Genomic DNA, 14,921 nt, shown 5'->3' on the forward strand with positions numbered 1-14,921 from the left:
ACCTAATGAACGATCGGTAAATAATTCTGAGAGGCCTGTATGAAGGACACTGACGTCCGCCCTGCGCACCCCATCCTCGAACAGGACCACGCCTCCCGCTGGATGGGAATCGAAGTTCTCCGTCTCGCTGACGGGCATGCAACCATCACCATGCGCCTGCGCGAGGAAATGCTCAACGGCTTCGGGATCGCTCACGGCGGCATGGTCTTTGCCTTCGCGGATTCGGCCTTCGCGCTCGCCTGCAATCCTCCCGGTGAGACGGAGGCGATCACCGTCGCATCCGGCGTCGACATCAATTTCCTTGCCCCCGCCTTTCCGGGCGATGTGCTGACCGCGGTCGCTGACCGAAAAGCCTCCGCCGGCCGGAGCGGCCTCTATGACATTTCGATCACTGCCGCGAACGACGACGGCGGCACCCGCCTGATTGCCGAGTTCCGCGGCCGATCGCGCACCGTTCCCAACAAAGCCGACCGCGGTGCTTCAGCCACGAACCAGCCCGAGAAGAGGACCCCATGAGCACCACGGCCATCAAGGCGACAGCAGCGGATGCAGCCACCTTGGATCCCGAGGAGACCTATGACCGCGGGCGCATCGAGGAACTCCAGCTGGAGCGGCTGCAGTGGACGGTGAAGTACGCGTACGAGAATGTGGACCTGTACCGCCGCAAGTTCGACGACGCCGGCGTGCGCCCTGAGGACCTTCGGGAGCTTTCCGATCTGGCCAAGTTCCCCTACACCACCAAGGAAGACCTCCGGCAGACGTACCCCTTCGGGATGTTCGCGGTTCCGCAGGAGCGCGTGGCCCGCATTCACGCGTCGTCGGGCACCACCGGTCGGCCCACGGTTGTCGGTTACACCTCCGGGGATCTTGACCGGTGGGCGTCGCTGGTTGCGCGGTGCCTGCGGGCCAGCGGGGTCAAGAAGGGCGACAAGGTCCATAATGCCTACGGCTACGGGCTCTTCACGGGCGGGCTGGGGGCACACTTCGGAGCAGAGAAGCTTGGCTGCACCGTCATCCCGATCTCCGGCGGGCAAACCGAACGCCAGGTGCAGCTCATCCAGGACTTCGAGCCGGACGCCATCCTCAGCACCCCCACCTATCTGCTCACCATCCTGGACGCGATGGTTGCGGCCGGCGTTGATCCGAAGGGCACGTCCCTCAAGACCGCGGTGCTGGGGGCGGAACCCTGGACTGACCGGATGCGCACCGAACTTGAGCAGCGAATGGGATTCGACGCGTGCGACATCTACGGGCTCTCCGAGGTGATGGGCCCCGGCGTCGCCGGAGAGTGCGTTGAAACGAAAGACGGCTCGCACATTTGGGAGGACCATTTCCGGCCGGAGATCATCGATCCTTTCACTGACACGGTGCTCGATGACGGCCAGTCCGGTGAGCTTGTCTTCACCTCGCTCACCAAGGAAGCGCTGCCGATCATCCGGTACCGCACGCATGACCTGACCCGACTGCTTCCGGGCACCGCCCGCCCCGGCATGCGGCGGATGGACCGGATCACCGGGCGCAGCGATGACATGATCATCCTGCGTGGCGTGAACCTCTTCCCTACGCAGATTGAGGAGATTGCACTTCGAATCCCTGCGCTCAGCCCGCATTTCCAACTGGAGCTCACACGTCCGGAGGGGCAGCGGATGGACCAGCTGACTGTCCGCATCGAGCCGCGCGAAGGCGTGAGCGCCGACGACGCTGCTGCTGCAGCGTCCGAGCTGAGCAAACAGATCAAGATCCACATCGGGTCAAGCTGCGCGGTGTCCGTCGTCGAGAGCGGTTCCCTGGCACGCTCAAGCGGGAAGCTGAAGCGCATCTATGACCTGCGGCCGAAGCTGTAACTGCGTGCTGCACTCTTTGGAGTCTGACGTGCGGACCGCAGTGGGGCCTGACCGAACGTTCATGCGAAAATAGCCCGTATGCCCAGCTCACAGGCCGCAACCCGTCGCGGACGTCCCGGATACGATCAGCAGACTGTGCTCAACATCGCCGTCGATGTCTTCAACCGGCATGGCTACGAGGCCACGTCGATGGGCGTCCTTGCGGAGAACCTGGGCATCAGCAAGTCGGCGATCTACCATCACGTGCCGTCGAAGGGCGATCTGCTGCGCCTGGCACTGGATCATGCGCTCGGAGGCCTCGAAGCCGTCTTGACGCATGCGAGTGCAACGTCCGGCAAGGCGGATCAGCGGCTCGAGTACGTGCTGCGCGGCACCATCGCTGTGTTGACCGAGCGTCTTCCCTTTGTGACGCTCCTACTGCGGCTGCGCGGCAATACGGAGGTTGAGCGCGAAGCCCTTGAGCGCCGTCGTGCCTTTGATCATCAGGTGGCGTCCCTGGTTGAGGCTGCGCGGTCCGAGGGCTCCATCCGTAAGGACATCGATCCGCGGACCACAACGAGGCTGCTGTTCGGCACGATCAACTCGGTGGTCGAGTGGTACAAGCCGGGGGGGCCGCTGACGCCGCAGAAGCTTGCCGACGATGTCATTGCCATGGTCTTTGAGGGACTGCACCACCACGCTTGAGCCCGGTTACACCACGCCCTCCTCGTCGGGACAGTCCGAAGCTCCTGCCGCGAATCCCACCCACATGCGTCGTCCGCTGGGAATAAGCAGCCCAATCCCAGCAGTCTCACCCGGTCGCTGGGAGCAGGGGTTATCCACATAGCCGTCCGAGTCCATCCGCACCCCATGCGTCCTGGGCAGTATGGAAGCATGGACATCGTCGCAGCCCTGCAGATACAAGGAGGAGTTGCGCGCCGAGGTACTCTGCTCGCCCACGGTGTCCCCCGTCAGCGCATTGACGAAGCTCTATCCGCACAGCGTATTCTGCGGCCGGCCCGAGGCGTCTACGCACTTCCGGGATCTGATAGTGCACTGGTCAGCGCTGCCTGCGCGGGAGCCGAGCTTGCCTGTATCACCGCTGCGAAACACCTAGGGTTATGGGTGTTCCGGGAACCGTCATTTGTCCATGTGACCGTCGATCACGGCCGACCGCTTGAAGGAGTCTTCCGGGTCCACCGCCAGGTCAAGCCGCTGTCACTTGCGGACATCTGCGTGCAGAGCATGAGGTGCCTGCCGGAACTGGATGCGCTCTGCATTGTTGAGTCCGCCGTGGTCCAGAAGAAGGTCACGCTCGAACAGCTTCGCGCTTCTGCAACCGGCGCCCGCGATGCTCCCCTGCGCCGGATCATCGGACTGGTTGATCCTCATGCCGAGTCCATTCTTGAGACAGTCGCGCGCTACCGCCTCGGGGAGGAGGGTCTTCACGTCAGCTCGCAGGTCTACATCCCAGGTGTCGGGCGGCTTGATCTTTTTGTTGAAGGGATTCTGGGAATAGAGGCAGACGGTCGGGAGCACCACAGCGGTCACAAGGAGTTCGAGGAGGACCGCCGGCGGTGGAACCTGCTCACAGTGAAGGGCATCCCGATCCTGCGTGTCAGCGCAAAATTGATCCTACGGGAGCCCGACTCGTTCATTCGGTTAGTCCGGCAGGGCCTCGCTTCCCGAAAATCCCAGTAGAACGTCCATCCGGGTGGGATTGGACCGCCGTGTCCCACTCAGTTGGGGCACCCAGTGGGATAGGCGGTCCGGGCCGGCGGGCCTACTTCTCCACGAGGGTCAGGACGTCGTAGGTCGCCACGATCTCGTCATTCTGGTTGGTGAGCACCGCATCCCAGGACACCTCGCCGTACTCCTCGTCCTCGCGCGGCGTGATGCGCTTGGCCGTAAGGGTCACGCGGATCGAGTCACCGGCAGCAACGGGAGTGATGAACCGCAGGTTCTCGAGGCCGTAGTTCGCGAGGACGGGCCCCGGAGCAGGTTCCACGAACAGCCCGGCTCCCCAGGACAGCAGCAGATAGCCATGCGCAACAATGCCCGGGAAGAACGGGTTCGCGGCTGCAGCTTCCTCGTTGGTGTGCGCGTAGAACTTGTCGCCGGTCTCATTCGCAAACGCCGTGATGTCCTCAAGCGTCACCTGACGCAGGTCCGAGCGCACTGCATCACCGATCCGCAGTGTCGCGAGGTTCTTCCGGAACGGGTGCTCTTCATCAAAGTTGCGGTCCGCCCCGGTGTGCCAGACGCCCGTAATCGCGGTCAGCATGTTCGGTGAACCCTGCAGGGCTGTGCGCTGCATATGGTGCAGCACTGAGCGGATGCCGCCGAGCTCCTCGCCACCGCCGGCACGCCCCGGCCCTCCATGCACCAGGTGCGGCACCGGCGAACCGTGGCCGGTGGAGGAACGCGCATCCTCACGGTTCAGCAGCAGAACGCGGCCGTGGTGGGCCGCAATGCCCATCACCAGCTCACGTGCAATGGCCGGATCGTTGGTGCAGACCGTCGCCACCAGTGACCCCTCGCCCATGGCGGCCAGCCGTACGGCGTGTGCGGTGTCCTCATACCCCACCACCGAGGCCACCGGACCGAAGGCCTCCACCGTGTGAAGTTCAACCGCATCAGAGTTTTCCCAGGTCAGGAGCATGGGAGCCATGAAGGCGCCGTCCTCAGCGACGTCCACGGTCCCGTCAGCGTGGGTCACCCGGGGAGAGTCCAGGGTTCCGTAAGCGAGTTCGCCGCCTGCTGCAAGCATGGTCTCGACGGCGGCGCGGACGTCGCGCATCTGCCCGACCGAAGCAAGCGCGCCCATGGTGACGCCCTCGGCACGCGGGTCACCGAGCGTGATGCGCTGCTCAATGCGGTCGCGGGCGGCAGCAACGACGTCGTTCACCAGAGCCTTGGGAACCAGGCTGCGGCGGATACTCGTGCACTTCTGGCCCGCCTTGACCGTGATCTCGGTGACGAGGGACTTGATGAACGCGTCGAACTCGGGCGTTCCGGGAACCGCGTCTTCGCCGAGGATTGCGGCGTTGAGGGAGTCGGTTTCGGATGAGAAACGCACGCCGCCCGTGGTCACGTTGTCGTGGGACTTCAGCTTGTTCGCTGTGGAAGCGGAACCGGTGAACAGCACCATGTCCCGGTAATCAAGCGTGTCCAGCACGTCGCGGGCCGGTCCCGAAATGAGCTGCAGCGACCCGGCGGGCAGGATGTTCGACTCGATGATGAGCTTCACGACGGCGGCCGTCAGGTAGCCGGTGGGCGTCGCCGGCTTCACGATGGTCGGCACCCCGGCCAGGAACGCCGGTGCCAGCTTCTCGAGCATTCCCCACACCGGAAAGTTGAACGCGTTGATCTGCACGGCAACCCCGGGGATGCGGGTGTAGATGTGTTCGCCGAGAAAGGACCCGTCCTTCGAAAGAACCTCGACAGGCCCGTCGATGACAACCTGCGAGTTCGGCAGTTCCCGCCGGCCCTTGGAACCGAACGTGAACAGGACGCCGATTCCGCCGTCGATGTCCACCATGGAGTCCACCTTCGTGGCCCCGGTCCGCGCAGAGAGTTCGTAGAGGTGATCCCGCTGTCCGTTCAGGAACTGGGCGAGCGCCTTGAGCTTCAGTGCGCGTTGGTGGAACGTAAACTTCCCGAGTTCACTCTGGCCGGTGGTCCGGGCGTAATCGACGACGTCGGCAACGTCCAGGCCGCTGGTGCTCACCATGGCAAGCAGTTCGCCGGTGCTGGCGTCCCGTACTTCAGTGGCGTTGTCTTCGGACAGCGTGTGCTGGTCGGGGGTCCACCAGGCGTCGCGGATGAAGCTGGGGACAATGTCCACGCTGAGGGCGGTCGAAGTCATCGTTGACCTTTCGCGTTTGGGGAGCTCAAGAAACATGACAAACATTACTGAACGGACGTTCGGTAATATGTCCAGAGTACATGAACGCACCATCCCTCCACATCCCACAAGGAGCCTTCAGTGACCGGCGAACCCTGGCAGATTACCCTCGGCGAACTCGACGAGAAGATGGGCGTGAAGATCCTCGAACAGTCGGTCGAGCGGGTGGTCGCGACGATGCCCGTGGAAGGTAACCGGCAGTCCTTCGGCCTCCTGCACGGTGGGGCGTCGCTCGCGGTCGGTGAAGCCGTTGGCTCCTGGGCAGCCGTCATCCACGCAAGCACGCTGGGCAAGACTGCCGTGGGCGTGGACGTCTCCGCGACCCATCACAAGTCCGCGCGCAGCGGCACCATCACCATCACCGCCACCCCCATCCATCTGGGGCGCACCCTCGCTACACATGAGGTGCTGATCACCAACGACGACGGCGGCCGCCTCTGCACGCTGCGCATCACCAATCTGCTGCTTGAGAAGAAATAGGCGCTAAAACGTCAACTTCGCTCGGACAGCGTCAAGCTCCCCCTGCGACAACCCGGCGTCACGGAGATACGCCTCGGCGTCAAGGCCGTCCAGCAGCTCCAGAAGATGCGCCCGGGTGTGCATGACCCAGTCGTGCAGTTCCTCGGGAGACTTCGGCGTCTCGTGCGGCGTCTCCTGCCCGAGGTGGTGTTCGTTGATGCCGTGGACGGCGAGCGCATAGTCGTCAGCAATGTGCTCATGGTCAACGCCCGCGAGGGTCAGCAGCACTGCGGTCACCATGCCGGTGCGGTCCCGCCCCGCAGCACAGTGCACGACGACGGCGCCCTCCGACTCCACCACGGCCCGCACCACTGCGGCGATCTTCTCCGGCCATCGGCGCAGGTTCTCCAGGTAGTACTCCGGTGAGTTCAGGTAGGGCCCGACCAGCTGCATGAACTCCTCATCCGACTGGTCCTCAGTAGGGCAGTTCACCACCTGAAACCGGTCCAGGACTGCGGTGTTCAGGACCGGATCCGTTTCCCGCCGTCCTCGCTCATCAGGGTTTCGAAGGTCAACAACGGTGCGGACGCCGTCGTCGTACGCTTGCTGCCAACCGGCGTCGGTGAGCCATTCATGGCGGCCCATCCGGTACAGCCGACCGGCCTTGATGTCAGGGCTGACGCCACCGAGATCCCGTGCATTCACGGCGCCGTCCCAGGGGACGTTACGGTGCGAGCCGTGTCGATGCAGTTGGGCCAGATCAATCGAAGCCATGGCTGAAGAATAACAAGCGGCACGGCGCGCCGCTTCGCTCTATCCGGCACCCCGGTTCAGGAGTATGTTGATGCGATGAAACTTCTCCGAATTGCGGCCAGCACACTCCTGGCTTCGGGCCTCCTTGCAGGCTCAGCGGTTTTGCCGGCGTCGGCAGGCGATCGCGGAACTACCCAATATGTCGCGCTCGGTGACTCGTACGCATCCGGGGTTGGGGCCAACTACTACATGGATCCAGACCCGGCAGACTGCCTTCAATCAGCGCTCGGTTACCCCGAACTGCTCGACGAGCGCAAACGGATCGACCTGGTCACCAACGCGACCTGCAGTGGCGACACGGTAGGTCTTGTTGCGGCAGAACTCGGGAATCTGAACTCAGAGACTGACCTCGTCACGTTGACCGTGGGTGGTAATGACGTGGGATACCAATTCGTCATACGTGCGTGCACCCAAGGCACTCTGGCGTGCGAAACCGCTGTGGCGCAGGCGGTGAGTGGAGCGCAGCAACTGCTCGCCCCCGCGCTTGCCGGACTGTACAACGGAGTTCGCGGCTCGGCTCAGTACGCTGATGTGGTCGTGACGGGTTATCCGCACCTGTTCTCGCCAGAGTTCGGCAAGACTATCGCGCTTCCCGTAATCAATCCGGCTACTGGCCAGCCGTTCGTTCTCACCCCAACCGAGCAGCGAATCATCAACGCCGGCACTGACGAGCTCAACACAGTGATCCGCACTCAGGCGGAACTTGCAGGCTTCACCTACGTCGACGTCGTCAAGCGGTTCGACAGGCACGGCCTGGGTTCGCCGCAGCCCTGGATTCAGCCGTTCACGGACTTGGGCGCTCTGCACCCCACCGCGAAGGGTTACAAGAACGGGTACCTCCACGAGATCCGCCAGGCAGTGAAGCACCTCGATTAATCCACAGTAATAATTGCCTGCACCGGCGTGTGGTCTGATGGCCACGCGCCGTTGTAGCGGGTGGTGTTAATTCCCGTTTCCACGACGGTGACTCCCGAGTTCACCATGACCCAGTCGATCCGCTTGCGCCCCTGCTTCGGCGCACGGTAGTGCGGGAACGTCCCCCACAGCTCGGTCAGCCGCTCCTTGGCCTCATCCCAGGCATCCGCCAGCACTTCACCGCTGGTCATCGCCTCGTACGGCTGCGACGCCGCGCCCGTATTGAAGTCTCCGGTCACGACGACGGCCCCCTCGGTCTGCGCGACCAGGGACCGGATTGCCTCCGCTGACCGCTGACGCGACTTTCGGGACATGTGGTCAAGATGGGTATTGACGACGGTCAGTTGCTTGTCGGTTTCACGGTCCCGGAAGCGAGCCGTCACCACTATCCGCGGGATGAGGTTGCCCCACCCATTTGATCCTGGGGTGTCCGGGGTGTTGGACAGCGCGTCCTGATCCCATTCCAGCAGTTCCAGGCGCCGTGCATCGTAGACGATCGGGCACTGTTCACCACCGCCGTCCGCGTTACGGCCGCGGCCGATGCTGCTGTAACCCTCGCCCAGCCCCTCCAGGATCGCCGGCATCTGGTCCGGCAACGCCTCCTGCACACCGAGGATGGTGGGCTGTTCGGCCGCCAGAAGCCGGCGGACCAGCGGTTCGCGGCGACCCCAGAAATCATGGCTCCACGGGTTCACATGAGCCACCCGGCGCCGGATGTTGTAGGTCATAATATGAAGCTGCGGCGGCTCAACAGGTCCGATCAGCGGTTTCTCTGCCAGCGTCGTCCGCTCAGTCATAAAAAAACCTTAGCCCTTGCCTGCGGCATGGGCTACTCGTCCCACGCGAAGAACCCCTGACCCGACTTACGCCCGAGCTCCCCGCGTGCAACCTTGTCCCTGAGGACCTGCGGCGGAGCAAAGCGCTCCCCCAGCGTCGACTCCAGATATTCGGCGATCCCGAGCCGCACATCGAGGCCCACGATGTCGGTGGTCCTCAGCGGACCGACCGGATGCTTGTACCCGAGCACCATCGCAGTATCGATATCCTCAGCGGACGCCACGCCCTCCTCGACCATGCGCATCGCTTCAAGGGCAATAGCAACACCCAGGCGCGAGCTGGCAAAACCGGGCGCATCCTTGACCACCACGGGAGTCTTGCCGAGTGCTTCGGCCCAGCCGCGGGCCTTCTCGGCCAGCTCTGCCGAGGTGGAAGGCGCCAGGACAACTTCGATGAGCGTTGACGCCGGCACCGGATTGAAGAAGTGAAGGCCGCAGAACCGGTCGGGGCGCTGCAAAACGCCTGCCAACTCACCGACCGACAAGGAGGACGTGTTCGTGGCGAGCCAGGCACCGGCGTCGAGGTGTTCCTCCACGCCGCGCAGCGCGGCCGTTTTCAACGCAAGGTCCTCCGGCACGGCTTCGACCACCAGGCCGCAGGACGCAAAAGCCTTGTAATCGGTGCTTACCTGCAGCCGCGCCGAGAGCGCGTCCAGGCTTTCCTGCGTGCTCCCTTTGGCGATGCTGCGGTCCAGCGCAGCAGTGATCCGTCCGCGCGCCGCCTCCGCGGCGTCGTCGTTCTGTTCAACAACGACGACGGCGGCACCAGCCACACAGAATGCGTGTGCGATTCCCGCGCCCATCCGCCCGCCACCCAGAACGCCAACGGTCTCCGGAACGCTGTTGGTCCCCACTGTGCTCACTTTTTCATCTTCCGTTCGGTGTCTTTCCTGGTCAGGAAGGCCTGCATGCGCTCGAACTTGGCCTCGGACTCGAACAGGATGCCCTGTGCAAGCTGATCGATCACGGGATGCGCCTCGGGTGGTGCATGGAACACACTCTTGGTGATGCGGGTTGCGAGTGGGTCCTGGCGCGCGATGCGATCAGCGAGACGGTGCGCTGCCGGGAGCAAATCCACGGTCGGGTGGATTTCGGTGATGAGCCGGACGGCGAGGGCTTCATCGGCGTTCAGTACGCGTCCTGAGAGCAGGATCTCCTTGGCAAGAGGCTCACCGACAAGCTCCCGCAGCCGCCAGGTTGCGCCGGCCGCCGGCAGGATGCCGAGGCCCGTTTCCGGGTTGCCGATCTTCAGTGCGGGTGTCCCGATCCGGAAGTCCGCAGCGAAAGCGAGTTCCGCACCGCCGCCAAGCGCATAGCCGTCCAGCGCCGCGATCACCGGCATGGGAAGTTTCGCAATCCGGGAGAAGAGTGTCGAGTTGATTCCGGCGAGGGCGTCGTCGCGCCGTCGTTCTCTTAGCTGTGCAATGTCTGCTCCGGAGGCGAAGACGCCGCCCGTGCCGGAGAGCACGAGGATCCGCGGGTTGCGCTCAAGGTCGGCGCACACCTCGTGAAGCTCGTCAACCATCTGCTGGTCGATTGCGTTGCGGACCTCGGGCCGGTTGAGCTGGACGCTGAGGCGGTTCCCGCCGTCGTCGATTGTCAGGGTCTGCACTACACACGCTCCAGGAGCAGGGCCGTTCCCTGTCCCACGCCCACGCACATGGTGGCAAGTCCCAGGCTTCCGCCTTCCCGTTCCAGCCGGCCCATGAGGGTGATGGCGATCCGCGAGCCCGAGGAACCCAGCGGGTGCCCCAGGGCGATGGCGCCGCCGTCCCGGTTGACGATGTCCTCGTCGAGGCCGAGCCTGCGGATCGAGGCGAGGGACTGTGTGGCGAAGGCTTCGTTGAGTTCGACGGCGTCGAGGTCGCCGATGGACCGGCCGGCGAGCTTGAGGACCTTCTGCGTGGCCGGGACGGGTCCGATGCCCATGATTTCCGGCGGCACTCCGGCGGAGGCACCCGTGACGATGCGGGCGCGCGGGGTCAGGCCGAGCCGGGTGAGTGCGGCTTCGGACGCTACGATCACGGCGGACGCGCCGTCGTTCAGCGAGCTCGAATTGCCCGCCGTCACCACGCCGTCCTTTGCTACAACCGGCTTCAGCCCCGCGAGCACCTCGAGCGTGGTGTCCGGTCTGGGTCCCTCGTCCGTATCAACGGTGACGTTCTTCTTGCGGTGTGTGGTGTTAACGGGAACGATCTCGTCTTTGAAGTGCCCTGACTCGATTGCGGCAATGGCCCGCTGGTGGGAACGGAGTGCGAAGGCATCTGCATCCTCCCGCGTGATGCCGTCCACGCGGGCAACCTCCTCGGCCGTCTCCGGCATCGAGAACGTGGTCTTCTCCTGGGCCGCGAAGGTGGGGTTGGTGAAGCGCCAGCCAATCGAGGTGTCGAAAGCGGCGCCAGGCTTCGCGAATGCCGTCGTCGGCTTTTCCATCACCCACGGCGCACGGCTCATGGACTCGACACCACCGGCAATAACGACGTCGGCAGCTCCTGCCTTGATCATGTGGGAGGCCATAATGATGGCCGACAGACCGGATGCGCAGAGCCGGTTGACGGTGATCCCCGGAATGGTGTTGGGCAGGCCGGCAAGCAGCGTGGCCATGCGGGCGACGTTGCGGTTTTCCTCGCCGGCGCCGTTCGCGTTGCCGAGGATGACCTCGTCGATTGTCTCGGGGTCCAGGCCGGTGCGGTGGACCAGTTCTCGCAGGGTCAATGCCGCCAGGTCATCAGGGCGAACCGCCGATAGCGCTCCGCCATACCGTCCCACCGGGGTACGGACCCCGCCCACCAGAAAAGCCTCGGCCATGCCAGCCTCCGTCATCGTCGTCGTCAGAGCGTGCAGGAAGGGCGGCATAATTACCGACCGTTCGTTCTATAAAGAATCGCACGGGGCGCCGGAGCGGTCAACTGACATGACGGATCGGGATTGTTCCGTGTTCGGCTCGCCAATGGGATAGGGCAAAAAGCGCCGGCGGAGCCGCCCCGGGATCTGCGCATCGGGGCGGGCTCAACGCCGGCGAGAAGACGGGCGCGGGTTAGAACCACGTAGGAAACAGCCTGCCCCTGCTGCGGGCTTTCGTCAACGGTTTCTTTAACGGCCGCGGTCGACCGCCGAAGGTCGGCCGTCGGCAGGCGGTCCACGCGAGTCAGTCCACGCGAGTCAGTCCTCCAGCCGGAAGCCCAACTTGACGGTGACCTGCCAATCGGCGACGGCGCCATCCACAAGATGACCGCGGATTTCCTTGACCTCGAACCAGTCGAGATTCCGAAGGGTCTTCGCTGCCTGGGTCACTGCGTTGTTGACTGCCGCGTCCACCCCGTCCGGCGACGTTCCGACGACCTCGGAAATGCTGTAAGTATGGTTCGCCATGCTTCCTCCTGAATCCGGGCGCCGGCAACTCCGGCGGGTGGGTGCCACGCTAGTCCTCCCCACCGTCGCGGTCCAGCCCTTCGAAGCTCGGCTCCAGCCATGTATCGCGGACGCGAATCGTCCGGAATCTTCTGGATTGAGCCGGCGGGCGCGCCTACCCTCTTGTTTCATGACGTACAGCATCCAGATAGTGATCGACAGCGAAGATCCCCACACGCAGGCAGGCTGGTGGGCGGAAACCCTGGACTGGAGGGTGGAGCCTACGGACCAGGACTTCATCGACAAGATGCTCGCAGAAGGTTATGCGCAGCAGAGCGACCTCATCGAGCACAACGGCATCCGCGTCTGGAGCACCGGTGAGGCAATCTGCCGGCCGGACGAGGAGGGAAAGACGGGGCGGCAACGCATCCTCTTCGTCAAGGTCCCCGAGCCCAAGACGGTCAAGAACCGCACGCACCTGGACATCCGTCTTGACGGTGATGATAAGGACGCCGTCCGCACCGCACTGGAAAAGCGCGGCGCACGGTTCCTGTACCAGGGCAATGAAGGCCCGCACATCTGGTACACGATGACGGATCCGGAAGGTAATGAGTTCTGCGTGAGCTAGCCGGCCCACCACTTTGAAGTTCCCCCCGTCTCCAAAGCTAGACTCGATTGGTGACCACAGATCTCCCACCCCAGGTATCCGATGTCTTCGACCCTGCCCGCTGGCGGCTCGTGGAGGGGTTCGAGGATCTGCAGGACATCACCTACCACCGCCACGTGGACCGCAGCCAGAACCGCGGCGCCGGCACACGCGATCTGCCGACTGTCCGCATTGCGTTCAACCGGCCTGAGGTCCGTAACGCCTTCCGCCCTGGCACGGTGGATGAGCTGTACCGCGCAATGGATCACGCACGAATGACCCCGGACGTTGCAACGGTCCTCCTCACAGGCAACGGCCCTTCTCCCAAGGACGGCGGGCACTCCTTCTGCTCCGGCGGTGACCAGCGGATCCGTGGGCGGGATGGGTACAGGTACGCAGAGGGTGAGACCAGGGAGACCATCGACCCGGCACGCGCCGGCCGGCTCCACATCCTTGAAGTCCAGCGGCTGATGCGGACCATGCCCAAGGTGGTCATCGCCGTCGTCAATGGGTGGGCAGCAGGCGGCGGGCACAGCCTTCACGTTGTGTCGGACCTAACGATCGCCTCCAGGCAGCACGGCAAGTTCAAGCAGACTGACGCGACCGTAGGCAGCTTCGATGCCGGCTACGGCTCGGCGCTCCTCGCGCGCCAGATCGGCCAGAAGAAGGCCCGCGAGATTTTCTTCCTCGCCAGGGAGTACTCGGCCGAGGACATGGTGGCCATGGGCGCCGTGAACCAGGCCGTTGACCACGAGCGGCTCGAGGACGTGGCGCTTGAGTACGCGGCAGACATCGCGAACCAGAGCCCGCAGGCAATCCGCATGCTCAAGTTCGCGTTCAACCTGGCCGATGACGGCCTGGCCGGCCAGCAGGTCTTCGCCGGCGAGGCCACGCGCATGGCTTACATGACCGATGAAGCGGTCGAGGGCAAGGAAGCGTTTCTCGAAAAGCGCAGTCCCGACTGGTCCAGCTTCCCCTACTACTTCTAGGCGCCCATGGAACTCTTCCCCGTTCACACTCCGCCCGGCTTCGATCCGCATACACTGCTTGCACCTCTCGCAGCGGCCCTTGCCGGTGAAGGACCTGCGGTAGCACCGCACTCCGACGAGCATCAGAGCTTCAACGGCGAACTGCCCAATGATGAGATCGCCGCAGTGCTCAGCACCTCCGGCTCCACCGGCACCCCAAAACAGACCATGCTCAGCGTCGATGCCCTTGCCGCATCCGCCATGGGGACTGCCTACGCCCTGAAGTCCGAGGGCCAGTGGCTGCTCACCCTGCCCGTGCACTATGTGGCCGGCTTCCAGGTGTTGGTGCGCTCGCTGTACGCGGGGACACGGCCGTGGGTGATGGACCTTACCGAGACGTTCAGCCCGGAGCGATTCACGGAAGCTGCCGGTGAACTGACCGACAAAGTGCGCTTCACGTCCCTGGTTCCCACGCAGCTCCACCGGCTGCTTGAGGACCCGGCCCCCGACACCATCAAGGCGCTCCAGCGCTTCAACGCAATCCTGCTCGGCGGGGCGGCGGTCACCGACGCCCTCCGCAGCAGAGCCCGCGCACACGGCCTGAAGATCGTCCGCACCTACGGCATGAGTGAAACCTGCGGCGGGTGCGTGTACGACGGCGTCCCCCTCGAAGGCGTACAGCTCACCAACGACGACGGCCGGCTCTGGATCAGCGGACCGGTCCTGGCCGACGGTTACCTGGGCCAGCCGGATCTCACCCGGGAAAAGTTCCCGTTCAACTCTGGCCGGCGCTGGTTCCGAACGGACGACGACGGCACTATTGACGGCGGCGTCCTCACCGTCCACGGCCGCGTGGATGACGTCATCATCACAGGCGGACTCAAGGTGTCCGCGGTCGCAGTGTCCAGTGTCCTTGAGGGCATGCCGGGGGTCAGCGAAGCACTGGTGCTGGGGGTACCGCATCCGGAGTGGGGCGCACAGGTGGCTGCCGCCGTCGTAGGCTCGGTCAATCCGGACGCAGTGCGGCAGCATGCGCAGGAGCATCTTGGGTCACACGCGGCCCCAAGGATTGTGCTGACGCTCGACAAACTCCCCATGCTGCCCAATGGCAAACCCGACCGGATGGCCGTGCGCGCACTGTTCGAGCAGTCAGCGCTGTAGCGAATCCGCCCGCAGGTTCAGGGCATCCAAGCGAAAATCCAG

16 protein-coding genes are annotated in these 14,921 nt (G+C 64.2%); 9 read left to right on the forward strand and 7 right to left on the reverse strand.

Annotated elements, in window-relative coordinates:
- Positions 1 to 39: 39 nt before the first annotated feature.
- From paaI to AC1MBU_RS14600, 4 genes are all read left to right on the forward strand, one after another.
- Positions 40 to 516, forward strand: coding sequence for a hydroxyphenylacetyl-CoA thioesterase PaaI (gene paaI, locus AC1MBU_RS14585; protein WP_479787732.1), 477 nt, complete (start codon positions 40 to 42; stop codon positions 514 to 516).
- Positions 513 to 1,844 (forward strand): phenylacetate--CoA ligase PaaK, encoded by a 1,332-nt coding sequence (paaK, locus tag AC1MBU_RS14590; protein WP_277357716.1) that lies wholly within the window; start codon positions 513 to 515, stop codon positions 1,842 to 1,844. The genes paaI and paaK overlap by 4 nt, the downstream gene beginning before the upstream one ends.
- 78 nt (positions 1,845 to 1,922) lie before the next feature.
- On the forward strand, positions 1,923 to 2,528 hold the full coding sequence (locus AC1MBU_RS14595; protein ID WP_346027288.1) for a TetR/AcrR family transcriptional regulator: 606 nt from the start codon (positions 1,923 to 1,925) through the stop codon (positions 2,526 to 2,528).
- 189 nt (positions 2,529 to 2,717) lie between these two features.
- Positions 2,718 to 3,524 (forward strand): type IV toxin-antitoxin system AbiEi family antitoxin domain-containing protein, encoded by an 807-nt coding sequence (locus tag AC1MBU_RS14600; RefSeq protein ID WP_277357718.1) that lies wholly within the window; start codon positions 2,718 to 2,720, stop codon positions 3,522 to 3,524.
- An 82-nt stretch (positions 3,525 to 3,606) separates the two neighbouring features.
- On the opposite strand, the gene paaZ is transcribed toward AC1MBU_RS14600, so the two are convergent.
- Positions 3,607 to 5,691, reverse strand: a complete 2,085-nt coding sequence (gene paaZ, locus AC1MBU_RS14605) for a phenylacetic acid degradation bifunctional protein PaaZ (protein ID WP_277357719.1) — start codon at positions 5,689 to 5,691, stop codon at positions 3,607 to 3,609.
- 168 nt (positions 5,692 to 5,859) lie between these two features.
- Between paaZ and AC1MBU_RS14610 the strand changes: the two genes are divergently transcribed.
- Positions 5,860 to 6,210: a PaaI family thioesterase gene (locus AC1MBU_RS14610; protein WP_277357783.1), complete on the forward strand. Its 351-nt coding sequence runs from the start codon at positions 5,860 to 5,862 to the stop codon at positions 6,208 to 6,210.
- A gap of 3 nt (positions 6,211 to 6,213) precedes the next feature.
- On the opposite strand, the gene AC1MBU_RS14615 is transcribed toward AC1MBU_RS14610, so the two are convergent.
- Positions 6,214 to 6,963 (reverse strand): tyrosine-protein phosphatase, encoded by a 750-nt coding sequence (locus AC1MBU_RS14615; protein WP_479787735.1) that lies wholly within the window; start codon positions 6,961 to 6,963, stop codon positions 6,214 to 6,216.
- A 75-nt stretch (positions 6,964 to 7,038) separates the two neighbouring features.
- Here AC1MBU_RS14615 and AC1MBU_RS14620 point away from each other — a divergent pair, with 75 nt between their 5' ends.
- Positions 7,039 to 7,878 (forward strand): SGNH/GDSL hydrolase family protein, encoded by an 840-nt coding sequence (locus AC1MBU_RS14620; RefSeq protein ID WP_479787737.1) that lies wholly within the window; start codon positions 7,039 to 7,041, stop codon positions 7,876 to 7,878.
- Here AC1MBU_RS14620 and AC1MBU_RS14625 read toward each other — a convergent pair.
- The 5 genes from AC1MBU_RS14625 to AC1MBU_RS14645 form a co-directional block, all read right to left on the reverse strand.
- Positions 7,875 to 8,714 carry an endonuclease/exonuclease/phosphatase family protein gene (locus tag AC1MBU_RS14625; RefSeq protein ID WP_479787739.1) on the reverse strand — a complete coding sequence of 280 codons (840 nt, stop codon included), beginning with the start codon at positions 8,712 to 8,714 and terminating at the stop codon, positions 7,875 to 7,877. The two genes, AC1MBU_RS14620 and AC1MBU_RS14625, sit on opposite strands and share 4 nt — an antisense overlap.
- 32 nt (positions 8,715 to 8,746) lie before the next feature.
- Positions 8,747 to 9,556 carry a 3-hydroxyacyl-CoA dehydrogenase family protein gene (locus AC1MBU_RS14630; protein WP_479789802.1) on the reverse strand — a complete coding sequence of 270 codons (810 nt, stop codon included), beginning with the start codon at positions 9,554 to 9,556 and terminating at the stop codon, positions 8,747 to 8,749.
- A 56-nt stretch (positions 9,557 to 9,612) separates the two neighbouring features.
- The gene (locus AC1MBU_RS14635) at positions 9,613 to 10,365 is read right to left on the reverse strand and encodes an enoyl-CoA hydratase/isomerase family protein (RefSeq protein ID WP_479787741.1); all 753 of its coding nucleotides are present in this window, start codon (positions 10,363 to 10,365) and stop codon (positions 9,613 to 9,615) included.
- The gene (locus AC1MBU_RS14640; protein ID WP_479787743.1) at positions 10,365 to 11,561 is read right to left on the reverse strand and encodes a thiolase family protein; all 1,197 of its coding nucleotides are present in this window, start codon (positions 11,559 to 11,561) and stop codon (positions 10,365 to 10,367) included. The genes AC1MBU_RS14635 and AC1MBU_RS14640 overlap by 1 nt, the downstream gene beginning before the upstream one ends.
- Before the next feature lie 354 nt (positions 11,562 to 11,915).
- Positions 11,916 to 12,125 carry a dodecin gene (locus AC1MBU_RS14645; protein WP_056543571.1) on the reverse strand — a complete coding sequence of 70 codons (210 nt, stop codon included), beginning with the start codon at positions 12,123 to 12,125 and terminating at the stop codon, positions 11,916 to 11,918.
- A gap of 169 nt (positions 12,126 to 12,294) precedes the next feature.
- On the opposite strand from AC1MBU_RS14645, the gene AC1MBU_RS14650 reads away from it, so the two are divergent.
- The 3 genes from AC1MBU_RS14650 to menE are packed head-to-tail and all read left to right on the forward strand — an operon-like array spanning position 12,295 to position 14,879.
- The gene (locus tag AC1MBU_RS14650; RefSeq protein ID WP_479787745.1) at positions 12,295 to 12,732 is read left to right on the forward strand and encodes a VOC family protein; all 438 of its coding nucleotides are present in this window, start codon (positions 12,295 to 12,297) and stop codon (positions 12,730 to 12,732) included.
- A gap of 50 nt (positions 12,733 to 12,782) precedes the next feature.
- A complete protein-coding gene (locus tag AC1MBU_RS14655) occupies positions 12,783 to 13,739 on the forward strand; it encodes a 1,4-dihydroxy-2-naphthoyl-CoA synthase (RefSeq protein WP_346027295.1) in 957 nt (318 codons plus the stop codon).
- A 6-nt stretch (positions 13,740 to 13,745) separates the two neighbouring features.
- Positions 13,746 to 14,879 carry an o-succinylbenzoate--CoA ligase gene (menE, locus tag AC1MBU_RS14660; RefSeq protein ID WP_479787747.1) on the forward strand — a complete coding sequence of 378 codons (1,134 nt, stop codon included), beginning with the start codon at positions 13,746 to 13,748 and terminating at the stop codon, positions 14,877 to 14,879.
- The last annotated feature ends 42 nt before the right edge of the window (positions 14,880 to 14,921 follow it).

It is taken from the genome of Arthrobacter sp. PTI12 (assembly GCF_056679915.1).

Excerpts from the sequence above, each read along its gene's own strand:
- paaZ (WP_277357719.1), bottom strand. The coding sequence starts at position 5,691 with ATGACTTCGACCGCCCTCAGCGTGGACATTGTCCCCAGCTTCATCCGC.
- AC1MBU_RS14615 (WP_479787735.1), bottom strand. The coding sequence starts at position 6,963 with ATGGCTTCGATTGATCTGGCCCAACTGCATCGACACGGCTCGCACCGT.
- AC1MBU_RS14640 (WP_479787743.1), bottom strand. The coding sequence starts at position 11,561 with ATGGCCGAGGCTTTTCTGGTGGGCGGGGTCCGTACCCCGGTGGGACGG.
- AC1MBU_RS14625 (WP_479787739.1), bottom strand. The coding sequence starts at position 8,714 with ATGACTGAGCGGACGACGCTGGCAGAGAAACCGCTGATCGGACCTGTT.
- menE (WP_479787747.1), top strand. The coding sequence starts at position 13,746 with ATGGAACTCTTCCCCGTTCACACTCCGCCCGGCTTCGATCCGCATACA.
- AC1MBU_RS14630 (WP_479789802.1), bottom strand. The coding sequence starts at position 9,556 with ATGGGCGCGGGAATCGCACACGCATTCTGTGTGGCTGGTGCCGCCGTC.
- AC1MBU_RS14620 (WP_479787737.1), top strand. The coding sequence starts at position 7,039 with ATGAAACTTCTCCGAATTGCGGCCAGCACACTCCTGGCTTCGGGCCTC.
- paaK (WP_277357716.1), top strand. The coding sequence starts at position 513 with ATGAGCACCACGGCCATCAAGGCGACAGCAGCGGATGCAGCCACCTTG.
- AC1MBU_RS14650 (WP_479787745.1), top strand. The coding sequence starts at position 12,295 with ATGACGTACAGCATCCAGATAGTGATCGACAGCGAAGATCCCCACACG.
- AC1MBU_RS14645 (WP_056543571.1), bottom strand. The coding sequence starts at position 12,125 with ATGGCGAACCATACTTACAGCATTTCCGAGGTCGTCGGAACGTCGCCG.
- paaI (WP_479787732.1), top strand. The coding sequence starts at position 40 with ATGAAGGACACTGACGTCCGCCCTGCGCACCCCATCCTCGAACAGGAC.
- AC1MBU_RS14595 (WP_346027288.1), top strand. The coding sequence starts at position 1,923 with ATGCCCAGCTCACAGGCCGCAACCCGTCGCGGACGTCCCGGATACGAT.
- AC1MBU_RS14610 (WP_277357783.1), top strand. The coding sequence starts at position 5,860 with ATGGGCGTGAAGATCCTCGAACAGTCGGTCGAGCGGGTGGTCGCGACG.
- AC1MBU_RS14600 (WP_277357718.1), top strand. The coding sequence starts at position 2,718 with ATGGACATCGTCGCAGCCCTGCAGATACAAGGAGGAGTTGCGCGCCGA.